16 protein-coding genes are annotated in these 20,139 nt (G+C 71.5%); 11 read left to right on the top strand and 5 right to left on the bottom strand.

Features of this window, described 5'->3' with window-relative positions; all coding sequences use genetic code 11:
* Positions 1-150: 150 nt before the first annotated feature.
* A complete protein-coding gene (locus Aut01nite_RS35825) occupies positions 151-552 on the bottom strand; it encodes a response regulator (protein WP_043532569.1) in 402 nt (133 codons plus the stop codon).
* The gene (locus tag Aut01nite_RS44520; protein ID WP_063958884.1) at positions 549-3,644 is read right to left on the bottom strand and encodes a response regulator; all 3,096 of its coding nucleotides are present in this window, start codon (positions 3,642-3,644) and stop codon (positions 549-551) included. The genes Aut01nite_RS35825 and Aut01nite_RS44520 overlap by 4 nt, the downstream gene beginning before the upstream one ends.
* Before the next feature lie 77 nt (positions 3,645-3,721).
* On the opposite strand from Aut01nite_RS44520, the gene Aut01nite_RS35835 reads away from it, so the two are divergent.
* The 5 genes from Aut01nite_RS35835 to dapB all read left to right on the top strand — a co-directional run bounded on the left by Aut01nite_RS35835 (position 3,722) and on the right by dapB (position 9,866).
* A complete protein-coding gene (locus Aut01nite_RS35835) occupies positions 3,722-4,654 on the top strand; it encodes a bifunctional riboflavin kinase/FAD synthetase (RefSeq protein ID WP_043532567.1) in 933 nt (310 codons plus the stop codon).
* A gap of 114 nt (positions 4,655-4,768) precedes the next feature.
* Positions 4,769-5,038 carry a 30S ribosomal protein S15 gene (rpsO, locus tag Aut01nite_RS35840; RefSeq protein WP_043532565.1) on the top strand — a complete coding sequence of 90 codons (270 nt, stop codon included), beginning with the start codon at positions 4,769-4,771 and terminating at the stop codon, positions 5,036-5,038.
* A 193-nt stretch (positions 5,039-5,231) separates the two neighbouring features.
* A complete protein-coding gene (locus Aut01nite_RS35845) occupies positions 5,232-7,574 on the top strand; it encodes a polyribonucleotide nucleotidyltransferase (protein WP_043532563.1) in 2,343 nt (780 codons plus the stop codon).
* Positions 7,575-8,906 (top strand): M16 family metallopeptidase, encoded by a 1,332-nt coding sequence (locus Aut01nite_RS35850; protein ID WP_043532561.1) that lies wholly within the window; start codon positions 7,575-7,577, stop codon positions 8,904-8,906. It begins immediately after the preceding gene.
* Between the two features lie 201 nt (positions 8,907-9,107).
* A complete protein-coding gene (gene dapB, locus Aut01nite_RS35855) occupies positions 9,108-9,866 on the top strand; it encodes a 4-hydroxy-tetrahydrodipicolinate reductase (RefSeq protein ID WP_043532559.1) in 759 nt (252 codons plus the stop codon).
* A gap of 53 nt (positions 9,867-9,919) precedes the next feature.
* Here dapB and Aut01nite_RS35860 read toward each other — a convergent pair whose 3' ends face one another.
* The gene (locus tag Aut01nite_RS35860) at positions 9,920-10,483 is read right to left on the bottom strand and encodes a GNAT family N-acetyltransferase (protein ID WP_043532557.1); all 564 of its coding nucleotides are present in this window, start codon (positions 10,481-10,483) and stop codon (positions 9,920-9,922) included.
* Positions 10,484-10,525: 42 nt separating this feature from the next.
* Between Aut01nite_RS35860 and Aut01nite_RS35865 the strand changes: the two genes are divergently transcribed.
* The 5 genes from Aut01nite_RS35865 to Aut01nite_RS35885 all read left to right on the top strand — a co-directional run bounded on the left by Aut01nite_RS35865 (position 10,526) and on the right by Aut01nite_RS35885 (position 16,567).
* Positions 10,526-11,752 (top strand): winged helix-turn-helix domain-containing protein, encoded by a 1,227-nt coding sequence (locus tag Aut01nite_RS35865; protein WP_043532555.1) that lies wholly within the window; start codon positions 10,526-10,528, stop codon positions 11,750-11,752.
* 5 nt (positions 11,753-11,757) lie between these two features.
* On the top strand, positions 11,758-12,297 hold the full coding sequence (locus Aut01nite_RS35870; protein WP_043532553.1) for a DUF2752 domain-containing protein: 540 nt from the start codon (positions 11,758-11,760) through the stop codon (positions 12,295-12,297).
* Positions 12,298-12,323: 26 nt separating this feature from the next.
* Positions 12,324-13,217, top strand: coding sequence for a 4-hydroxy-tetrahydrodipicolinate synthase (dapA, locus tag Aut01nite_RS35875; RefSeq protein WP_043532551.1), 894 nt, complete (start codon positions 12,324-12,326; stop codon positions 13,215-13,217).
* 13 nt (positions 13,218-13,230) lie between these two features.
* Positions 13,231-14,919, top strand: coding sequence for a ribonuclease J (locus tag Aut01nite_RS35880; RefSeq protein ID WP_043532549.1), 1,689 nt, complete (start codon positions 13,231-13,233; stop codon positions 14,917-14,919).
* 88 nt (positions 14,920-15,007) lie between these two features.
* On the top strand, positions 15,008-16,567 hold the full coding sequence (locus Aut01nite_RS35885) for a S1 family peptidase (RefSeq protein ID WP_043532722.1): 1,560 nt from the start codon (positions 15,008-15,010) through the stop codon (positions 16,565-16,567).
* A 70-nt stretch (positions 16,568-16,637) separates the two neighbouring features.
* Here Aut01nite_RS35885 and Aut01nite_RS35890 read toward each other — a convergent pair whose 3' ends face one another.
* Complete coding sequence (locus Aut01nite_RS35890) at positions 16,638-17,063, bottom strand: YbjN domain-containing protein (protein ID WP_083999995.1); 426 nt, start codon at positions 17,061-17,063, stop codon at positions 16,638-16,640.
* Positions 17,064-17,149: 86 nt separating this feature from the next.
* On the opposite strand from Aut01nite_RS35890, the gene Aut01nite_RS35895 reads away from it, so the two are divergent.
* A complete protein-coding gene (locus tag Aut01nite_RS35895) occupies positions 17,150-19,672 on the top strand; it encodes a DNA translocase FtsK 4TM domain-containing protein (RefSeq protein WP_043532545.1) in 2,523 nt (840 codons plus the stop codon).
* Here the strand turns inward: Aut01nite_RS35895 and Aut01nite_RS35900 are convergent.
* Positions 19,669-20,121, bottom strand: coding sequence for a DUF3291 domain-containing protein (locus Aut01nite_RS35900; protein WP_043532543.1), 453 nt, complete (start codon positions 20,119-20,121; stop codon positions 19,669-19,671). The genes Aut01nite_RS35895 and Aut01nite_RS35900 overlap by 4 nt on opposite strands.
* Positions 20,122-20,139: the final 18 nt, after the last annotated feature.

Here is a 20,139-nt window from a genome sequence, read left to right on the forward strand (position 1 = left end):
CAGCGGTGAGAGCCAGCCGGGGGCGGCTCAGCACGCGAACGGCGGAGTGACAGCTCACGAGCAGGTGGCGAGACCGGGGGGAAACCGGCAGGAGGCGCGGCCACGACTCGACGGCTGACGGCGCGTCGATGGGCGGGTGCGGGTGGTGGTTCAGGGGTCGGTGGGCAGGTGGCGGGCGACGGTGGCGACCAGGTCTGCGGCGGCGTAGGGCTTGTCGAGGAAGTCGTCGCACCCGGCTTCGAAGGCGGCTTTCTGGTCCTGTGGCAGGACGCTGGCGGTGACCGCCACCACGGGCGGTTTCCGGGAGGGGGAGTCGGCGGCGGCGAGTTCGCGGGCGAGGGTGAGGCCGTTGCCGTCGGGCAGGTTGAGGTCGAGCAGGATCAGGTCGACCTCGGTGTCGGCCAGGCGTTCGCGGGCGGCGGACAGGGTGGCGGCGTCGATGAGCTCGGCGTTGCGGACGGTGGCGATGTCGGCCCTGGCCAGGACGGCCTTGACCAGCATGCGGTTCAGTTCCTCGTCCTCGACCAGAAGGATGCGGTGCGGTTGGCTCATGGACGGTTCCTTCTGTCGGGTGGTGGGACTGCCCGGCGCAGTCTGATGGTCAGCGGAGCCCGCGCCGGGTCGTCCCGGGTGGAACCGGAGGCGGGCGAGGTTCCTGCCGCACCGGCGGAGGCGGCCTCTTCGGCCCCGCGGGCATGCGATGCCACGCCGGCGCTGACGGCATCTCCCCCCGCCGGGCCGGGCGTCGAGGCCGATCCGGTTTCGCCGGCGGGCGATGAGCCGGTGGGCGATGCGGCGGTGGGCGATCCGGCGGTGGGCGATCCGGTTCCGGCGGTGGGGGATGGGGCGGAGGGGGAGGGCGGACCGGGTTCGGTGGGTTCCGAGAGGTGCATGCCGCTGCCGCCTTCCGTGGATGAGGTGAGAACCGCCGGATCCGGCCCGGAAGCGCCCGGTACGCCGGTGGCGGGGAACGAAGCGGGCCGGGACGGGGAGGAGACGGCCGGCGGCGTACCGGAGGCAGGGTTGCGGGCGGTCGACGGGGTGAGGGCGGCTTCGGGCGTACCCGGAAGGGATCCGGTGAGGCCGCGCCCGGCCGTGGGGTGGAGATCCCACCGGGAGGGAAGGTGTTCCGTGCCACCGGAGATGGCTTCCGCGACGGCGCCGCCCACCATGGCCGTCGCGATGAGTGGCGTGGTGTCGCCGGAGGCGAGGGCCGCCGCGCTGAGGCCGAGGACGGGTGTCTGCCGGTCGGCGGAGATCTCGGCGAGGAGGCTGAACCCGTCCTCCTCCGGGGTGTGCATGTCGCAGACGATGAGGTCGAAGTTCTCGCTGCGGGACAGGGCGACCCCGTCCCGGGCGTCGGCGCAGGCGACCACGTCGGCGCCGCCCGCGCGTAGTCCTTCGGAGATGGCTTCGCGGGCCGCGTCGTCGTGGTCGACGAGCAGGACGCGGGGTGCGGGGCGGGCGGCGACGGCGTTGGCGAGGGCGCTGACCAGGGTGGGCTGGTCGACGGGTTTGACGAACCAGTCGTGCGCGCCGAGGGCGAGTCCGGTGGGCGCCTCGTCGAGGATGCTGGCGAAGAAGACCGGGATGCCGGCCAGCCGGTGGTCGGCTTTGAGGCGCCGGATCACCTCGTAGCCGTCGATGCCGGGCAGGGTGACGTCGAGGACGACGGCGTCGGGCCGGTGTTCGCGGGCCAGCGCGAGGCCGCTCTCGCCGGTGCCGGCCACCTCGACGCGGTAGCCGGCGTTGCCGAGTTGGGTGCGCATGAGTTCGGCGGACTGCGGGTCGTCCTCGATGAGCAGGACGTACGGCCCGTCGCCGGCTCCGGCGGTGGCGGGTACGACCGCGGCGGCCGGCAGTTCGACGGTGAATTCGCTGCCCCGGCCGGGTTCGGAGGTGAGGGTGATGGTGCCGTGGTGGGCGTCGACGAGCCGCCGGGTCAGGGCGAGTCCGAGACCGGTGCCGGAGTGCCGCCGGTCCGGGTCGCCGGCCTGCTGGAACTCCTCGAAGACGCGGTCCAGGTCGGCGGCGGCGATGCCGACGCCGGTGTCGGCGACGACGACCTGGACGCGGTCGCCGGCGGCGCGGGCGGTGACGGTGATCCGGCCCTGTACGGGTGTGAACTTGACGGCGTTGGAGAGCAGGTTCTCGACGATCTGCCGAAACCGGAGCCGGTCGGCGAGCGCGGTGACCGGGGCCAGGTCGGCCCGGACCGAGAGTTGTCTGCCGGTGAACAGCGGGGCCAGTGAGGTGAGCAGGTCGTCGATGGCGGTGTCGACGCGAATCGGGGCGGTGCGCAGTTCCATCCGCCCGGCTTCCACCTTGACCATGTCGAGGATGTCGTTGATCAGGCTGAGCAGGTGCCGGCCGCTGCTGTGCACGTGGTCGACCCAGACGGCGGGGACCCGGCGGCGGTCGCCGTCCGGTTCTTCGAGGCGCATCAGGTCGCTGAAGCCGATGATCGCGTTGAGGGGGGTACGCAGTTCGTGGCTCATCGCGGCCAGGAAGTCGCTCTTGGCCTGGCCGGCCCGGGTCAGCGCGGCCACCGAGGCGCTGAGTTCGGCCGTGATCGCCTGCCGTTGGGCGAGGACGCCGGCGTGGCCGCCGAGGTCGGCGAGCAGCCGCAGGTCGTCTTCGCTGAACAGGTTGCGGTGCCGGTTGAACAGCAGGACCGCGCCTTCCACGTCGGGTGGCACCCGCATCGGCAGCATGCGGACGAAGTCGTCGGCGAGTCCGGCGCCGAAGTGCGCGACGATCTCCGGGGCGGCGTCGCGCAGCCGGATCGGGACGTCGTGCCGGGTCAGTGGGGTCAGGGCTGCCCTGATCGGGTCGGTGGAGGCGGGCAGCACCGGGCCGGCGTAGGCGAGCCGGGTCAGCACGCCGCCGTCGCCGTGCAGCAGGACGGCGACCGCGTCGGCTCCGGTCTGGGCGCGCATGATCTCGGCGTACGTCTGCCAGACCTGTTCCGGTGAATCGGCCGGCGCGTGCAGCAGCCGTTCGGTGACCGACCGTGCCGCGGTCGACGAGAACAGCCGCCGCAGCCATCGCGGCGGCTGGAAGGCGATCAGGTAGCCGACGGCACTGACCAGGGCGAGGACCAGGCTGACGCCGTTGCCCCCGATCCGCAGCATGATCACGACGCCGAAGATGAAGGTGGCGCCGGCCGCGGTCATCAGGCGGGCCCGGTTGGCGCCGGTGCGCCCGCGGGCCTCCCGGAGGATCAGCATCGCGGCGATGATCTCGAAGGCGCTGAAGTACGTCACCGCGGCGAGGAGCGCCCAGCCGGGCAGCGGCCGGGGTAAGAGCACCACCGGGCCGAGTGTCGCGGCATAACCGATCAGGGCGGCCGGGAACAGGGCGCGCGGCACCGAGCGGAGCCGGCCGACGAGGCGGAGCGTGAGGTACGGCTGGCTGAGCACCGCCGCCGCGCTGACCGCGCTGAGCCATCGGGGCTGCGCGCCGCCGTTGGCGACGCGCAGCATGTCGGCGCAGAACGCCACCATCAGCGGGGCGAAGAGCAGGGTGACGTCACGGCGCAGCGGATCGCGGCGGCGCAGGTACGCCAGCAGCGCGCGGAGGAAGAGCACCGCGAAGGTGACCTCCGCAGCGAGGAGGACGAGGCGGGTCCACTCGACGCTCATATCGGGATTTATCGTATCCAAGCGGGCGTGGCGGAAGGGGCGATACCCGGCTGCCCAGGGATCGATACGCTAGGCGCATGCAGCGATGGCGGGGGTTCGAATCGGTTCCGTCCGGTTGGGGCCGGTCGGTGGTGACGATCGGGGTCTTCGACGGCGTGCACCGTGGTCACCAGGCGATCATCGGGCACGCCGTGAAACGTGCCCGTGACCTGGGGCTCCAGTCGGTGGTGATGACTTTCGACCCGCACCCGGCCGAGGTGGTGCGCCCCGGCTCGCACCCGGCCGTGCTCACCGAGCCGGTCCGCAAGGCCGAGCTGATCGAGGCGCTCGGTGTGGACGCGCTCTGCGTGGTGCCGTTCACCCCGGCCTTCTCCCAGCTGACGCCGGACGAGTTCGTGCACGACGCCCTCGTCGAGTCGCTGCACACCGCGGCGGTGGTGGTCGGCGACAACTTCCGGTTCGGGCACCGGGCCACCGGCGACGTGGCGATGCTGGAGTCGCTCGGGCGCACGTTCGGTTTCACCGTCGAGGGGGCTCCGCTGGTCTCCGAGGACGGACTGGTGTTCTCCTCCACGTACATCCGCAGTTGTGTCGACGCCGGGGACGTGCGAGCCGCGGCCGCCGCGCTCGGCCGCCCGCACCAGCTCACCGGCGTGGTGGTCCGCGGTGACCAGCGGGGGCGTGAGCTGGGTTACCCGACGGCCAACCTGATGGCGCACCGCTATGCGGCGGTGCCGGCCGACGGCATCTATGCGGCCTGGTTCACCCGGGGTGGGGAGCTGGGCGTGCGCCGGCCGGCCAGCGTTTCGATCGGCACCAATCCCACATTCTCCGGAAGGGAACGCCGGATCGAGGCTTACGTTCTCGATTTCGAGGGTGACCTGTACGGCGAGCGGGTGAGCCTCGACTTCGTCGGGCACCTCCGTGAGCAGCGCAGATACGACGCGATCGAGCCGCTGATCGCCCAGATTCGGGCCGACGTCGAAGAGACCCGGATGTTGCTGGGTTGACCCCCTGGTAGGGTTGAATCGTCGTTGGAATATCCGACACCGGTCCCGCCTGCCTGCCCGACGCCGCGGGTCGCGGGGTAACCGTGAAATCGGCAACACAGAAGTCCGGAGAACATGGCGCTCGATCAAGAGACCAAGAACAAGATCATGACCGAGTACGCGACCAAGGAGGGCGACACCGGTTCGCCCGAGGTTCAGGTCGCGATGCTCACCAAGCGGATCGCCGATCTGACCGAGCACCTCAAGCAGCACAAGCACGACCACCACAGCCGTCGTGGTCTGCTCCTGCTCGTCGGTCAGCGCCGCCGCCTGCTGAACTACGTTCAGAAGAAGGACATCGCCCGCTACCGGACGCTCATCGAGCGCCTCGGCCTGCGCCGATAGTTTCACCCCCGGGGGAGCGGCGCTCCCCCGGGAAGCACCACTGACACCCCACGGACCCGCGCGGCTCACACCCGTCAGCACCGGTCCTCGGTAGTGGTTCCCAGGTGACTTCCCTGGGCACTTCGATCGAAGACCGGCTCGACTGAACCGCGCTGTCGACCGCCGGGTCCTCGACGAAGGAGTACCGCACTTCATGACAGAGCAGAACAACAACGCTCTCGGTAACAAGATCAGCACCGCTGTCATCGACAACGGATCGTTCGGCACCCGCGAGATCGTCTTCTCCGCCGGCCGCCTCGCTCAGCAGGCCGCCGGCTCGGTGATCGTCCAGCTCGGCGACACCACCGTCCTCTCCGCGACGACCGCCAGCAAGCAGCCGAAGGAGCACTTCGACTTCTTCCCGCTGACCGTCGACGTCGAGGAGCGGATGTACGCCGCGGGCCGCATCCCCGGCTCGTTCTTCCGGCGTGAGGGCCGTCCGTCCGAGGACGCCATCCTCACCTGCCGCCTGATCGACCGGCCGCTGCGCCCGTCGTTCACCAAGGGCCTGCGCAACGAGGTCCAGGTCGTCGAGACCGTTCTCGCGCTCGACCCCGCCCACCCGTACGACGTCGTCGCGATGAACGCCGCGTCGATGTCGACCAAGCTCTCCGGCCTGCCGTTCAGCGGCCCGGTCGGCTCGACCCGCGTCGCGCACATCGAGGGCCAGTGGGTCGCCTTCCCGACCCTCGAGGAGCTCGAGCGCGCCACGTTCGACATGGTCGTGGCCGGTCGCGTCACCGCCGAGGGCGACGTCGCGATCATGATGGTCGAGGCCGAGGCCACCCCGCACGCGATCAAGCTGATCTCCGCCGGGGCCACCGCGCCGACCGAGGAGATCGTCGCCAGCGGCCTGGAGGCCGCGAAGCCGGCGATCCGCGAGCTGTGCCGCGCGCAGAGCGAGCTGGCCGAGGTCGCCGCCAAGCCGGTCGCCGACTTCCCGGTCTTCCTCGACTACCAGGACGACGTGCTGGCCGCGGTCTCCGAGGCGGTTCGCGCCGAGGTCGCCGAGGCGCTGAAGATCGCCGGCAAGCAGGAGCGCGAGGAGTCCCTCGACCTGGTCAAGGCGAAGGCGCACGAGCTGCTCGACGAGCGGTTCGAGGGTCGGGAGAAGGAGATCAGCGCGGCTTTCCGCTCGATCACCAAGTCCGAGGTCCGGCAGCGCGTGCTGCGCGAGCAGGTCCGTATCGACGGTCGTGGCCCGCGGGACATCCGCCCGCTGACCGCGCTGACCGGCGTTCTGCCCCGCGTGCACGGCTCGGCGCTGTTCGAGCGCGGCGAGACCCAGATCCTGGGTGTCACCACGCTGAACATGCTCCGCCTGGAGCAGTCGCTGGACACTCTCGCTCCCGAGAAGACCAAGCGCTACATGCACAACTACAACTTCCCGCCGTACTCGACCGGTGAGACCGGCCGGGTCGGTTCGCCGAAGCGCCGCGAGATCGGCCACGGCGCGCTGGCGGAGCGGGCCCTGGTGCCGGTGCTGCCGTCGCGCGAGGAGTTCCCGTACGCGATCCGCCAGGTCTCCGAGGCTCTCGGCTCCAACGGTTCGACGAGCATGGGCTCGGTCTGCGCCTCGACGCTGGCCCTGCTCAGCGCCGGTGTGCCGCTGAAGGCCCCGGTCGCCGGCATCGCCATGGGCCTGATCTCCGACGAGGTCGACGGCAAGACCGAGTACGTCGCGCTGACCGACATCCTCGGCGCCGAGGACGCGTTCGGCGACATGGACTTCAAGGTCGCCGGCACGGCCGAGTTCGTCACCGCCCTGCAGCTGGACACCAAGCTCGACGGCATCCCGTCGGACGTGCTGGCCGGCGCGCTGCAGCAGGCCCACGAGGCCCGCGCCACCATCCTCTCGGTGATGACCGCCGCGATCGAGGGCCCGGCCGCGATGAGCGAGTTCGCGCCGCGGGTCACCACCGTGAAGATCCCGGTCGACAAGATCGGCATGGTGATCGGCCCGAAGGGCCAGACCATCAACGCGATCCAGGACGAGACCGGCGCCGACATCTCCATCGAGGACGACGGCACCATCTACGTCGGCGCGACCAACGGCCCGGCCGCCGAGGCCGCGGTCGAGCGGATCAACGCGATCGCCAACCCGACCATGCCGAAGGCCGGCGACAAGTTCCTCGGCACCGTGGTGAAGACGGCCGCGTTCGGCGCGTTCATCTCGCTGCTGCCCGGCCGCGACGGCCTGCTGCACATCTCCAAGGTGGGCGACGGCAAGCGGGTCGACAAGGTCGAGGACTTCCTCAACGTCGGCGACAAGGTCGAGGTGTCGATCGCGGACATCGACCAGCGCGGCAAGATCTACCTGGACAAGGTCCGCCCGGAGGGCGAGGAGGCCCCGGCCGCCGCTCCCGAGGCGTCGGGCGAGGCCCAGTCGGAGAGCCGCCCGCCGCGTGAGGACCGCGGTCCTCGCGAGGGTGGCGGCGAGCCCCGCCGTCGCCGGTCGCGCCCGGCCGGTGAGCGTGGCGGCGAGCGCCGCGACTAAGTGACAGCGAACCACGAGCGCGGGCCGGCCAGCAGGCCGGCCCGCGCTTCTACCCGGACCCTGCAGGACGGTGTGAAGAAGACCGTCCTGCCCAGTGGACTGCGCGTCGTCACCGAGGCGATCCCGACCACCCGCAGCGCCGCGCTCGGCATCTGGGTCGGGATCGGCTCCCGGGACGAGACGCCGGCCCTGCACGGCGCGTCGCACTTCCTGGAGCACCTGCTCTTCAAGGGCACCCACAAGCGCACCGCCCTGGACATCTCCTCGGAGATCGAGGCGGTCGGCGGCGAGACCAACGCCTTCACCACGAAGGAGTACACCTGCTACTACGCGCGGGTGCTCGACGCGGACCTGCCGCTGGCGGTGGATGTGCTGGTGGACGCGGTGGCCGATTCGCTCCTCGACCCGGCGGACGTGGAGACCGAGCGCGGTGTCATCCTCGAAGAGATCGCCATGCACGAGGACGAACCGGGCGACGAGGTCCATGACGTCTTCGCCGAGGCGATCTACGGCGACCACCCGCTCGGGCGGCTGATCTCCGGCACCCCGGAGTCGATCACCCCGATGACCCGGGACCAGATCAACCGCTTCTACCGGCGGCGGTACACGGCCCCGGAGATCGTGGTCGCGGCCGCCGGCAACCTGGATCACGCCACGGTGGTGCGGCTGGTGCGCAAGGCCCTGGCCGGCACCCCGCTGGACACCGGACCGGCGGCGCCGGCTCAGCCACGTCCGGCGGACCGGCGGGTACGCGTCCGCAAGGCCCACGACGTCGTCCTGCACCGTGACACCGAGCAGGCGCACATCGTGCTGGGCGGTCCCGGGATGGGCCGGCACGACGAGCGGCGGTTCGCGCTCGGCGTGCTGAACAACGTGCTCGGCGGCGGCATGTCGAGCCGGCTGTTCCAGGAGATCCGGGAGAAGCGCGGCCTGGCCTACTCGGTCTACTCCTACGCCGGGCACTACGCCGACAGCGGCCTCTTCGGGGTCTACGCCGGCTGCGCCCCGGCCAAGTCGCGCGAGGTCCTCGAACTGATCCGGGCGGAACTCGCCCTGGTCGCGGAGAAGGGCATCACGCCGGAGGAACTGGTGCGGGGCAAGGGCATGGCCAAGGGCTCGTACGTGCTGGGCCTGGAGGACACCGGCTCCCGGATGAGCCGGCTGGCCAAGTCGGAGCTGCTGCACGGCGACCTGATGGGCGTCGACGAGCTGCTCGCCCGGGTGGACGGGGTCACCGTCGACGAGGTGAACGCGGTCGCCGCCGACCTGCTGGCCCGGCCGCTGTCGCTGGCCGTGGTGGGCCCGTTCGACGAGGACGAGTTACCCGCGTAGCACCTCCGCGTTCGATCCGGTGTGTCCGAGACGACACTGGAGAAAGCGCCGACATCCCGATGCCGCCGCCGGCTCCCCGGCGGCGGCTCGCCGGAACGCTGGTCCGGGTGATCGACGTCCTGGTCGGGTGGGCGTACACCGGCCTCGTCCTCCTCGCGGTAGGCCTCGGGGAGCAGCGGCGCCGTACGTTAAGTTGACGATGTGAATGATGTGCTCGAACCCCTCCGTGTCGGAGTCCTCGGCGCCCGTGGCCGCATGGGCCTGGAGGTCTGCAAGGCGGTCGACGCCGCCGGCGACCTCACCCTGGTTTCCATGATCGACGCGGGTGAACCGCTGTTCAACGCGTCCGACGCGGGCGCCCAGGTGCTCGTCGACTTCACCAACCCCGACGTGGTGATGGAGAACCTGCGCTGGGCCATCGAACAGGGCATCAGCGTGGTGGTCGGCACCTCCGGCTTCACCGAGGAACGGCACGAGCAGATCCGCGGCTGGCTCGCCGACCGGCCCGGCGTCGGTGTGCTGATCGCGCCGAACTTCGGCATCGGCGCCATCCTGATGATGCAGTTCGCCGCCCGCGCGGCCCGCTACTTCGACTCGGTGGAGATCATCGAGCAGCATCACCCGCGCAAGCTGGACGCCCCGAGCGGCACCGCGATGCACACCGCCAAGGTGATCGCCGAGGCGCGCGCCGCGGCGTCGTGCCCGCCGATGCCGGACGCGACGAAGGAGGAGCTGGCCGGCGCGCGCGGCACCGACGTCGACGGCGTGCGGGTCCACTCGATCCGGGCCGCCGGTCTCGTCGCCCACCAGGAGGTGCTGTTCGGCGCCACCGGCGAGACGCTGACCATCCGGCACGACTCGCTGGACCGGTCCTCGTTCATGCCGGGCGTGCTGCTCGGCGTGCGCAACGTGCGCAACCGCCCGGGCCTCACCATCGGCCTGGACGCGCTGCTCGACTGACCCGGCCCGGTGTGTGCTCCGGGCGCGCCGCACGGCCCGAGCACACACCGGATTCAGTCGCCGCTCACCGCGACGTGCAGCCGGATCTGGGGTACGAGCAGGTCGTCCACGTCCAGGGCGCGGCTCGCCCCGTCCGGCTCCCAGCCGGTCGAGCCGAGGAATTTCCGCATCACGCTGTCGGCGTCGTAGACCCAGGCCACCGCGGTGCGGAAACCGTCGTCGCGCCAGTTGTCGACCGCGGCCGCCAGCAGCCGGCTGCCGTGGCCGCGGCGGCCCCAGCGCGGCTCGATGAGCAGGTCGGTGACCGCCGCGACGTCGTCGGTCAGCGGTTTCTCCTCGGGCGCGAGAGCCTGCTCGTCGGCCGGCCCGGACGCGGCGAACCCGACCACGTGCGCCGAGCTCTCGCCCTGCTCGACGGCGATCAGGACGCGGTGCCGCCCGGACGGCGGCGCGGTGATCGCCTCGGTCCAGCCGCGGGCCAGGTAACCCTCGTCGAGGGTGGCCAGCACGTGCGGCGGGAACATCCGGCGGTAGGCGGTCCGCCAGGTGGTGAGCTGGACGCGGGCGATCTCCGCGGCGTCCTCGGGACGGGCGGGACGAACGAAGCCGAGAGCCATGGCGGCAACTTTGTCACACCCCACGGCTAACCTCTCTTCTCGATGGCCGTGTCTGAATCTCTCTCCGTCTCCCAGGCCCGCCGGATCACTCTGGCGGCCCAGGGCTTCACCGACCCCCGCCCGGGTGGCGCCACCGATCTGCGCCACCTGCGCCGGGTGCTGCGCCGCCTGCATCTGATCCAGATGGATTCGGTGAACGTGTTGCAGCGCGCCCACTTCATGCCGCTCTACAGCCGGCTCGGGCCCTATCCGGCAGGTCTGCTGGAGCGGGCCGCCTATCGCAGGCCCCGTGAGCTGTTCGAGTTCTGGGGCCACGAGGCCTCCCTGATCCGCGCCGATCTGCAGCCGCTGTTCCGCTGGCGGATGGCCCGGGCGCACGAGCTGGCCTGGGGCAACATGCGCCGGGTCGCGGTCGAGCAGCCCGAGCTGGTCGCCTGGGTGCTCGACGAGGTGCGGGACCGCGGCCCGATCACCGCGGCCGAGATCGAGCACGACGCCCCCCGCGCCAAGGACCACTGGGGGTGGAACTGGTCGGTCGTCAAGCAGGCCCTGGAGTGGCTGTTCTACACCGGTCAGGTGACCGCCGCCGAGCGCACCTCGTCCTTCGCCAGGCGTTACGACCTGCCCGAGCGGGTCCTGCCGGCGGCGGTGCTGGCCGCGCCCACGCCGGAGCCGGCGGAGGCGTTCCGGGCCCTGGTGGAGCTCTCCGCCCGCGCTCTCGGGGTGGCCGCCGAGGCCGAGCTGCGGGACTATTTCCGCCTTCCCGCGAAGCCGGTGCGGGCGGCGGTCGCCGAGCTGGCCGAGGCCGGGGTGCTGCGCCCGGTGACGGTGCCGGGGTGGCGATCGGCGTGGCTGCACCACGAGGCCCGGCTGCCCCGCCGGGTGGACGCGGCCACCCTGATCAGCCCCTTCGATCCGTTGATCTGGGAGCGGGCCCGCACCGAGCGCCTGTTCGGGATGACCTACCGGATCGAGATCTACGTGCCGAAACCCCAGCGGTTGTACGGGTATTACGTGCTTCCCTTCCTGATGGGCGAGCGGTTCGCGGCCCGGGTGGACCTGAAGGCCGAGCGGCGTTCCGGCGAGCTGCAGATCCCGGCCGCCTGGCTGGAGGAGGGCGCCGACCCGGAGGAGACGGCCACGGCCCTCGCCGCCGAGTTGCGCCGGCTGGCCGGCTGGCTGGGCCTGACGACGATCGCGGCCCCGGAGGGCGGCGATCTGGCGGTCCCGCTGGCCGGCGCGCTGAGAAGCCCCGCGGGTGTACCGTGACGCCCATGAGCACTGCCGAGCTGCCCTCCTGGCTGGCCGACCGGCCGGTGGAGGGCCCGCCGGTGCCCCCGGAGTGGTTCACCTACGCGCGGCCGGCGCCGGACCGGTTGACCCGCCTGGCCGACCGGCTCGCGGCGAGATCGCCGGTGTGGCTCGCCCCGCTGGCGGTGCTGACCTGCGCCGGCGCCGCGATCGGTTACACCGTGGCCACCGACCCGACCACCGCGAGCGCCGGCGACGCCCCGTCCTGCCTGCTCAAATACCTGACCGGCTTCGTCTGCCCGGGGTGCGGCGGCACCCGGGCCGCCTGGTTCCTGCTGCACGGCGACGTGCCCGACGCGGCCCGCCACCACCTGCTGTTCGTCTTCGCGGTGCCGTTCCTGGTCTATATGTACGTGGCCTGGGCCGGCCGCAAGGTCTTCGGGTGGCGGCTGCCGGAGCTCTCGATCCGTCCGTCCGTCATGATCACATTCATGGCGGTCTGGGGCGTGTGGAGCATCCTGCGCAACCTACCCTGGGCGCCGTTCACCGCTTTCTACGTGTGACGGACGCGTCCGATAGGTTGTCAGGTATGACGCACGACCCGCGGCCCTTCGGTAGGCTGCTGACCGCCATGGTGACCCCGTTCACCCCGGACGGTTCCCTGGACCTGGAGGGCGCCGCCCGGCTGGCCGCCCACCTGGTCGACGAGCAGCGCAACGACGCCCTCGTGATCAGCGGTACCACCGGTGAGTCCCCCACCACCACCGACGCGGAGAAGGAGTCCCTGCTCCGCGCCGTGATCGAAGCCGTCGGGGATCGGGCGAAGGTGCTGGCGGGCGTGGGCACCAACAACACCGCCCACACCCTCGAGCTGGCGCACACCGCGGAGAAGGCGGGGGCGCACGGACTGCTGGTCGTCACGCCGTACTACAGCAAGCCGCCGCAGGCAGGCGTCGAGCGGCACTTCCGCACGGTCGCCGACGCCACCGGCCTGCCGATCATGGTCTATGACATCCCGCACCGGGCCGGCACGGCGATCGCCACCGACACCATGCTGCGGCTGGCCGAGCACGAGCGGATCGTCGCGGTCAAGGACGCCAAGGGCGACCTGATCGGCAGTTCGCACGTGATGGCCCGCACCGACCTGGCCTACTACTCCGGCGACGACGCGGCCACCCTGCCGCTGCTGTCGGTCGGCGCGGCCGGCCTGGTCGGCACGTCGACGCACTTCACCGGTGTGCTGGCCAAGCAGATGATCGAGGCGTGGGAGCGCGGCGACACGGCCGCCGCGCTGACCCTGCACCGCACGGCTCTACCCCTGTTCACCGGCATCTTCCGGACGCAGGGGGTCATGCTGGTCAAGGCCGGCCTGAACGCGCTGGGCCTGCCCGCCGGGCAGGTGCGCGCGCCGCTGGTCGACGCCAGCGCCGAGGAATTGAACCAACTGCGCCAGGACGCCGCCGCGGCCGGCATCGTGCTCTGACAGGAAGAGGCGAATGACTAACGCTCACGTGGAGCTGGGTCCGCCGCCGCCGCTGCCGGAGGGCGCCCTGCGCGTCATCCCGCTCGGTGGGCTCGGCGCCATCGGCCGCAACATGACGGTCTTCGAGTACGACGGCAAGTTGCTGGTCGTCGACTGCGGGGTGCTGTTCCCCGACGTCGAGCAGCCGGGTGTCGACCTGATCCTGCCCGACTTCGCGCCGATCCTGGACCGGCTCGAGGACGTTCAGGCGATCGTGTTGACCCACGGCCACGAGGACCACATCGGCGCCGTGCCTTATCTTCTGGCCCACAAGCCGGACATCCCGCTGGTCGGCTCGGAGTTCACGCTGGCGCTGGTCGAGGCGAAACTCGCCGAGCGGCGGCTGGACCCGTACACGCTCACCGTCCGCGAGGGCGGTGTGGAGCGGCTCGGCCCGTTCGAGTGCGAGTTCTTCGCCGTGAACCACTCGATCCCGGACGCGCTGGCGGTCGCCGTGCGGACCCCCGCGGGCCTGGTCCTGCACACCGGCGACTTCAAGATGGACCAGGTGCCGCTGGACGGCCGGATCACCGACCTGGCCGGGTTCGCCCGGCTCGGGGCGGAGGGCGTCGACCTGCTGCTGTCCGACTCCACCAACGCCGAGGTGCCCGGGTTCGTCACCCCGGAGCGCGACATCGGCCCGGTGCTCAGCTCGATCTTCGCCAAGGCCCGCGGCCGGATCATCGTGGCCAGCTTCGCCTCGCACGTGCACCGGGTGCAGCAGGTGATGGACGCCGCCTGGGAGTACGAGCGCAAGGTCGCCCTGATCGGCCGGTCCATGGTCAGGAACATGGGCATCGCCCGTGACCTGGGCCTGCTGCGCATCCCGGAGGGCCTGCTGGTCGGCCTGGACGAGGCCACCCACCTGCCGCCGGACGAGATCGTCTTCATGTCCACCGGTTCGCAGGGTGAGCCGATGAGCGCGCTGGGCCGGATGTCCACCGGCGACCACCGGCACATCACCATCGCGTCGGGTGACACGGTCGTGCTGGCCAGCTCGCTGGTTCCGGGCAACGAGACCTCGGTCTACCGGGTGATCAACCAGCTGTCCCGGGCCGGCGCCACGGTGATCCACAAGGAGACGGCGAAGGTGCACGTCTCCGGCCACGCTCCGGCCGGCGAGCTGCGGTACCTGCTCAACGTGACCCGCCCCAGCAACCTGATGCCGGTGCACGGCGAGTGGCGGCATCTGCGGGCCCACGCACAGCTCGGCATCGAGACCGGGGTGGCGCCCGACCGGGTGGTGCTCTGCGAGGACGGTGACGTGGTCGACCTGGTCGAGGGCCACGCCCGGGTGGTCGGCCGGGTCAAGAGCCGGTACGTCTACGTGGACGGCCTGGCAGTCGGCGACGTCAGCGAGTCGCTGCTCACCGAGCGTCGGATCCTCGGCGACGGCGGGTTCATCGCGGCCACCGTGGTGATCGACTCGGTCACCGGCAAGGTGGTCGGTGAGCCGGTCATCTCGGCGAAGGGCTTCTCCGAGGACCCGGACGCGTTCAACCCGGTCATCCCGTTGCTGACCACGGCCCTGCACCGCTCGGCCGAGGACGGGATCACCGACACCCATCAGTTGCAGCAGGTCGTCCGCCGGACGGTCGGCCGCTGGGTGAACGACGCGTACCGCCGCCGGCCGATGATCGTGCCGACCGTGGTCGAAGTCTGACACTTTTTGAACCGATTGCGCTCTTCGGCGCGTACTCCCCGGCACCGGTGCCGCCCCCACGGCACCCGTGTCGGAGGGAGTGCTCCAGATGCAGCGCAGACCGATCGCCGTGGCGGCGGTTGTTGCGGTGGCGGGTGCGGCGGCGGTCGCCTTCACCCTGCCATCGCTTGCCGGAACCGAGGAGAAGAGCGGATCGCGGGCCGCGAGCGACACCCCCGGGGACCTGTCCCCGCAGTTGCTCGCCGCGATGAAACGCGACCTCGGTCTCGACGGTGAACAGGCGGCCACGCGGTTGGCCCGCTCGGAGTGGGCGGGTGGTGTCTCGGCGACCCTGGCGGCTCAGACCGGCGAGGACTTCGGCGGGGCCTGGCTGGCGTCCGACGGCACCACGCTCAAGGTCGCGGTGACCGATTCCGGCGCGGCGTCGGCGGTGAAGGCCGCCGGTGCCGTCCCGGTTCTGGTCAAGCGCAGCGAGGCCGAGCTGGACGCGGCGAAGACCCGGCTGGACGCGGCGGCGGCCAGGGCCGACGGACTGACCGGCTGGTACGTGGACGTGGCCACCAACAAGGTGGTCGTGGTCGCCGAGCCGGGCGAGAAGTCCGAGGCGCTGGCGCTGGCCAGGAAGGCCGGCCTGGCGTCCGACGCGGTCACCGTGAAGATCAGCGACGCGCAGCCGAAGCCGTTGTTCGACGTGCGCGGCGCCGACCCGTACTTCGTCGACGTCGGTGGCGGGCAGGCCCGGTGCTCGATCGGCTTCTCGGTGACCACCGGCTTCGTCACCGCGGGCCACTGCGGCGAGGAGGGCACCGCCACCACCGGCTTCAACAATCAGGCGCAGGGGACCGTCGAGTTCTCGGTGTTCCCGGGCGCCGCCGACATGGGCTTCGTGGCGGTGAACGGCAACTGGACGCCGCGCCCGGTGGTCAACGACTTCAAGGGCAACGAACTGCCGGTGGCCGGCAACACCGAGGCCCCGGTCGGCGCGGCGATCTGCCGGTCCGGTTCCACCACCGGCACGTTCTGCGGCACGGTGCTGGCCAAGAACCAGACCGTCCGTTACCCGGAGGGCGCGGTCACCGGCCTGACCCGTACGAACGTCTGTGCCGAGGGCGGCGACTCCGGCGGCCCGTGGCTCTCCGGCGATCAGGCCCAGGGCGTGACCTCGGGTGGTTCCGGCGACTGCACGGCCGGGGGCGAGACCTTCTTCCAGCCGCTCAACGAGATCCTGGCCGCGCAGAACCTGACGCTCGTCACCACGGCCGGCGAGGAGTCGACCACGCCGCCGACGGCCGCGCCGACCACCGCGCCGCCCGCGGGTGAGGGCGCGGAGGCGAGCGCGTGCGACGCGCTGCCGGTGCAGCGCGACGGCACGATCAACCGGGCCGGCCAGGCGCAGGCCCAGCCGAACGGCGGGGCCTACCGGGCCCGGGCCGGCACACACTCCGCCTGCCTGGACGCGCCCGCGGGCGCGGACTTCGACCTGTTGCTCCAGCAGCGGAACAACCGGGGCCAGTTCCGTACCGTGGCGCGGTCCACCGGTGCCGGCGACAAGACGCTGAGCTTCGCCGGCCGCTCGGGCACCTACCGGTATGTGGTCGTGGCCACCGCCGGCACCGGCGCGTACAGCCTGGGCTTCAACGTCCAGTAGTCCGGTCCCGCCGGGTCCCGGAGACCTCAGCCCGGCCGGGAATCCGAGACCCGGCGTCTGATCGGGGTCCTCACGCCGTGCGTGGGGGCCCCGATTTCAGTTCACCGAGCGCCTCGCCCAGCCGGCACCCGGTCGCCACCCCGCAGAGGATCACCTGATCCAGCTGCTCGACGGTGGCGCCGTGCTCCCAGTCGGTGGTCACCTCGCCGACGACGATGGCCTGGCCGTCGTCGGTGACCTGGACGTAGGCCTTCGGCCAGAGCTGGTCACGGTTCCACGCGTTGCAGAACTCGTAGAGCCGGGTGATGTCGTCGACGGAGAAGACGTGTTGCATCATCGCCCGAACCTGGAGGATCTCCTTCCGCTCGCCGAGCCGGAAGAAGTAGATGAGATTGCCCTGGAAGTTGCCGGCGATGTCGCCGTCGGCATCGACGAAGTAGGCGAACCCTCGTCCGTCCAGCGCGGTTTTGATCAAGTCGTTGCTGAGAGGCTGCACCTTACGATGGTAAATGCCGGGAAAGTGAAAAGCAGTCGCGGTGCGCCTTCTCGGCGGAACGGTCTCACACCGCTACCGTGACATCCATGGCGGGCCGAACTCCTCCGGCGGGCCGGAGCCGCGCCGCGTCCACGACCAAGGGCGCGGCGGTCAGCCGTGCCCGGCAGCCGGCCGCTCGCAAGAGCACCGGCGCCAAGGCGGCCGCGCGCAAGCCGGCGGCCAAACGTCCCACCGCCGTCCGTAAGGCGCCGCCGGCGGTCGGTCCCGGCGTCGCCCGCGGCATCGGCGCGGTCTGGCTCGGCCTGGCCGGCAGCGTCGGCTGGCTGGCCCGCGGCGCCGGCCGGCAGGCCGCCACCGCCCGCGGCATCGCGCCCGAGCACCGGCGCGACGGGGCCGGGCTGTTCGTGCTCGGCGCCGCCATCCTGATCGCGGTCGCGGTCTGGGCGGGCAGCGCCGGCCCGGTCGGCGACTGGGTGGCCGACACGGTCCGGCTCTTCCTCGGCACCCTCGCGGTGCCCCTGCCGCTGCTGCTCTTCTACGGCGCGATCCGGCTGATGCGCCAGCCCGCCGACCCCGAGCACCGCGGACGCAGCCTGGTCGGCTGGTCGGCGATCATCGTGGCCACCGGCGCGCTCCTGCACATCTCCGGGCCGGAGACCGACAACCCCACCGTCGACCAGGCGGGCGGGCTGCTCGGATTCGGCATCGGTGGCCTGCTGGAGCGGGCGGTGACCGCCTGGGTGGCCGTACCGCTGCTGCTCCTGCTCTTCGCCTTCGGTCTTCTGGTGATCACCGCGACGCCGATCGCCAAGATCCCGGAGCGGGTGGCGCTCCTGCTGGACATGGTCTCCGGCCGCTCGGGCCGGCACCAGCCGGCCGTGCCGCCTCCGCTCGTGGCGGACGACGACGAGGAGGAGACGGCCCCCGCGCCGCGCCGCCCGTCCCCGCGGCGGCGGCAGGCCGCGATGGCCGAGCCGGTCGTCCCGCTGGTCGAGGAGCCGCCGGACGACTTCGACGAAGAGCTGATCCTGCACGACACGGTGGCTCTGCCGAAGTTGCCGAAGACCCGCAAGAAGCCGGCGCCCGAGCACTCGCCGATGCCGCCGACCCGCGCCGAGCAGCTGGAGATCTCCGCGGTCAAGGGCGACTACCGCCTGCCGCCGCCGAACATCCTGGCCGTCGGCGCCCCGGCGAAGGCCCGCAGCCGCGCCAACGACGAGATCATGGCCGCGCTGACCGGGGTGTTCGAGCAGTTCAACGTCGATGCCCTCGTCACCGGGTTCACCCGCGGCCCGACCGTCACCCGGTACGAGGTGGAGATCGGCCCCGGCACCAAGGTCGAGCGGATCACCCAGCTCTCCCGCAACATCGCCTACGCGGTGAAGTCGCCCGACGTGCGCATCCTCAGCCCGATCCCGGGCAAGAGCGCGGTCGGCGTGGAGATCCCCAACACCGACCCGGAGAACGTGTCGCTCGGTGACGTGCTGCGCTCCCGGGCGGCCGCCGCCGACCACCACCCGATGCTGGTGGCGCTCGGCAAGGACATCGAGGGCGGGTTCGTGGTGGCGAACCTGGCGAAGATGCCGCACATCCTGATCGCCGGCGCCACCGGCGCCGGCAAGAGCTCCTGCCTCAACTCACTGCTGGTGTCGCTGCTGACCCGAGCGACCCCGGACGAGGTACGGCTGCTGCTGGTCGACCCCAAGCGGGTGGAGATGACCGCGTACGAGGGGATCCCGCACCTGGTCACGCCGATCATCACCAACCCGAAGAAGGCCGCGGACGCCCTGGAGTGGGTGGTCCGCGAGATGGACATGCGGTACGACGACCTCGCCGCCAACGGGGTCCGGCACATCGACGACTTCAACCGCAAGGTCCGCAGTGGCGAGATCGTCGCGCCGCCGGGCAGCGAGCGGGAGATGAAGGCGTACCCGTACCTGCTGGTGATCATCGACGAGCTGGCCGACCTGATGATGGTCGCCCCGCGCGATGTGGAGGACTCGGTCGTCCGGATCACCCAGCTGGCCCGGGCCGCCGGCATCCACCTGGTGCTCGCCACCCAGCGGCCGTCGGTCGACGTGGTCACCGGCCTGATCAAGGCGAACGTGCCGTCCCGCCTCGCCTTCGCCACGTCGTCGCTGGCCGACTCCCGGGTCATCCTGGACCAGCCCGGCGCGGAGAAGCTGCTGGGCCGTGGTGACGGTCTCTTCCTGCCGATGGGCGCCTCGAAACCGACCCGGATCCAGGGCGCCTGGGTCGACGAGTCGGAGATCGCCGCGGTCGTCAAGTTCTGCAAGGACCAGCGTGAGCCGGAGTTCCGCCCGGACGTCACCGAGGTCCCGCAGAGCAAGAAGAAGGAGATCGACGAGGAGATCGGCGACGACCTCCAGCTGTTGATCCAGGCCATCGAGCTGGTGGTGACCAGCCAGTTCGGCTCCACCTCGATGCTCCAGCGCAAGCTGCGCGTCGGGTTCGCCAAGGCCGGCCGCCTGATGGACCTGATGGAGACCCGCGGCATCGTCGGGCCGTCCGAGGGATCCAAGGCCCGCGACGTGCTGATCAAGCCGGACGAGCTGGAGGAGTCGCTGGCCGCCCTCCGGGTCGACTAGACCCGCACCGGCGCGGGGTACGGCTTACGGAAGCTGAACGCCTCCGGGCCGGGGCCGTCCGTGCCCAGCCGGTGGAGGCGCTTCAGGCCCTCCGGGACGTCCGGGATGTGGCCGGCGTCGACCCACCACAGCACCATGGCCGAGCCGCCCGGGACGAACCAGTCCCGGCGGCGGCGCAGGTAGTCGAGGTGGGAGGACTGGTAGACGTACGCCCGCAGGTGTTCCAGCGACTCCCAGACCGACATCGTGGCGATCATGGCGGGGTCCCGTGGGCCGGGCAGCGTGGACTCGTCGACATCCTCCTCCTTGAGCCGCCAGACGAAGCCGGGTGAGCGGTCGGCGAGGTCGTTCATCAGGTCGACGCCGTCACGGAACCCGGCGATCGACGGGTCTTCCAGCGGGGCTCGGAGGCGGGCGATGTTCATCTGGGCCAGGTGGAAGTCGGTCATGACGCTCACTCCACCAGC

This window comes from Actinoplanes utahensis, from assembly GCF_016862455.1.
GTDB classification, from domain to species: Bacteria; Actinomycetota; Actinomycetes; order Mycobacteriales; family Micromonosporaceae; genus Actinoplanes; species Actinoplanes utahensis.

Coding starts and splice junctions, on each gene's coding strand:
- Aut01nite_RS35825 (WP_043532569.1), bottom strand. CDS start 552: ATGAGCCAACCGCACCGCATCCTTCTGGTCGAGGACGAGGAACTGAAC.
- Aut01nite_RS35895 (WP_043532545.1), top strand. CDS start 17,150: ATGGCGGGCCGAACTCCTCCGGCGGGCCGGAGCCGCGCCGCGTCCACG.
- Aut01nite_RS35860 (WP_043532557.1), bottom strand. CDS start 10,483: ATGGCTCTCGGCTTCGTTCGTCCCGCCCGTCCCGAGGACGCCGCGGAG.
- Aut01nite_RS35885 (WP_043532722.1), top strand. CDS start 15,008: ATGCAGCGCAGACCGATCGCCGTGGCGGCGGTTGTTGCGGTGGCGGGT.
- Aut01nite_RS35900 (WP_043532543.1), bottom strand. CDS start 20,121: ATGACCGACTTCCACCTGGCCCAGATGAACATCGCCCGCCTCCGAGCC.
- Aut01nite_RS35835 (WP_043532567.1), top strand. CDS start 3,722: ATGCAGCGATGGCGGGGGTTCGAATCGGTTCCGTCCGGTTGGGGCCGG.
- Aut01nite_RS35845 (WP_043532563.1), top strand. CDS start 5,232: ATGACAGAGCAGAACAACAACGCTCTCGGTAACAAGATCAGCACCGCT.
- rpsO (WP_043532565.1), top strand. CDS start 4,769: ATGGCGCTCGATCAAGAGACCAAGAACAAGATCATGACCGAGTACGCG.
- dapA (WP_043532551.1), top strand. CDS start 12,324: ATGACGCACGACCCGCGGCCCTTCGGTAGGCTGCTGACCGCCATGGTG.
- Aut01nite_RS35870 (WP_043532553.1), top strand. CDS start 11,758: ATGAGCACTGCCGAGCTGCCCTCCTGGCTGGCCGACCGGCCGGTGGAG.
- Aut01nite_RS35880 (WP_043532549.1), top strand. CDS start 13,231: ATGACTAACGCTCACGTGGAGCTGGGTCCGCCGCCGCCGCTGCCGGAG.
- Aut01nite_RS35865 (WP_043532555.1), top strand. CDS start 10,526: ATGGCCGTGTCTGAATCTCTCTCCGTCTCCCAGGCCCGCCGGATCACT.
- Aut01nite_RS44520 (WP_063958884.1), bottom strand. CDS start 3,644: ATGAGCGTCGAGTGGACCCGCCTCGTCCTCCTCGCTGCGGAGGTCACC.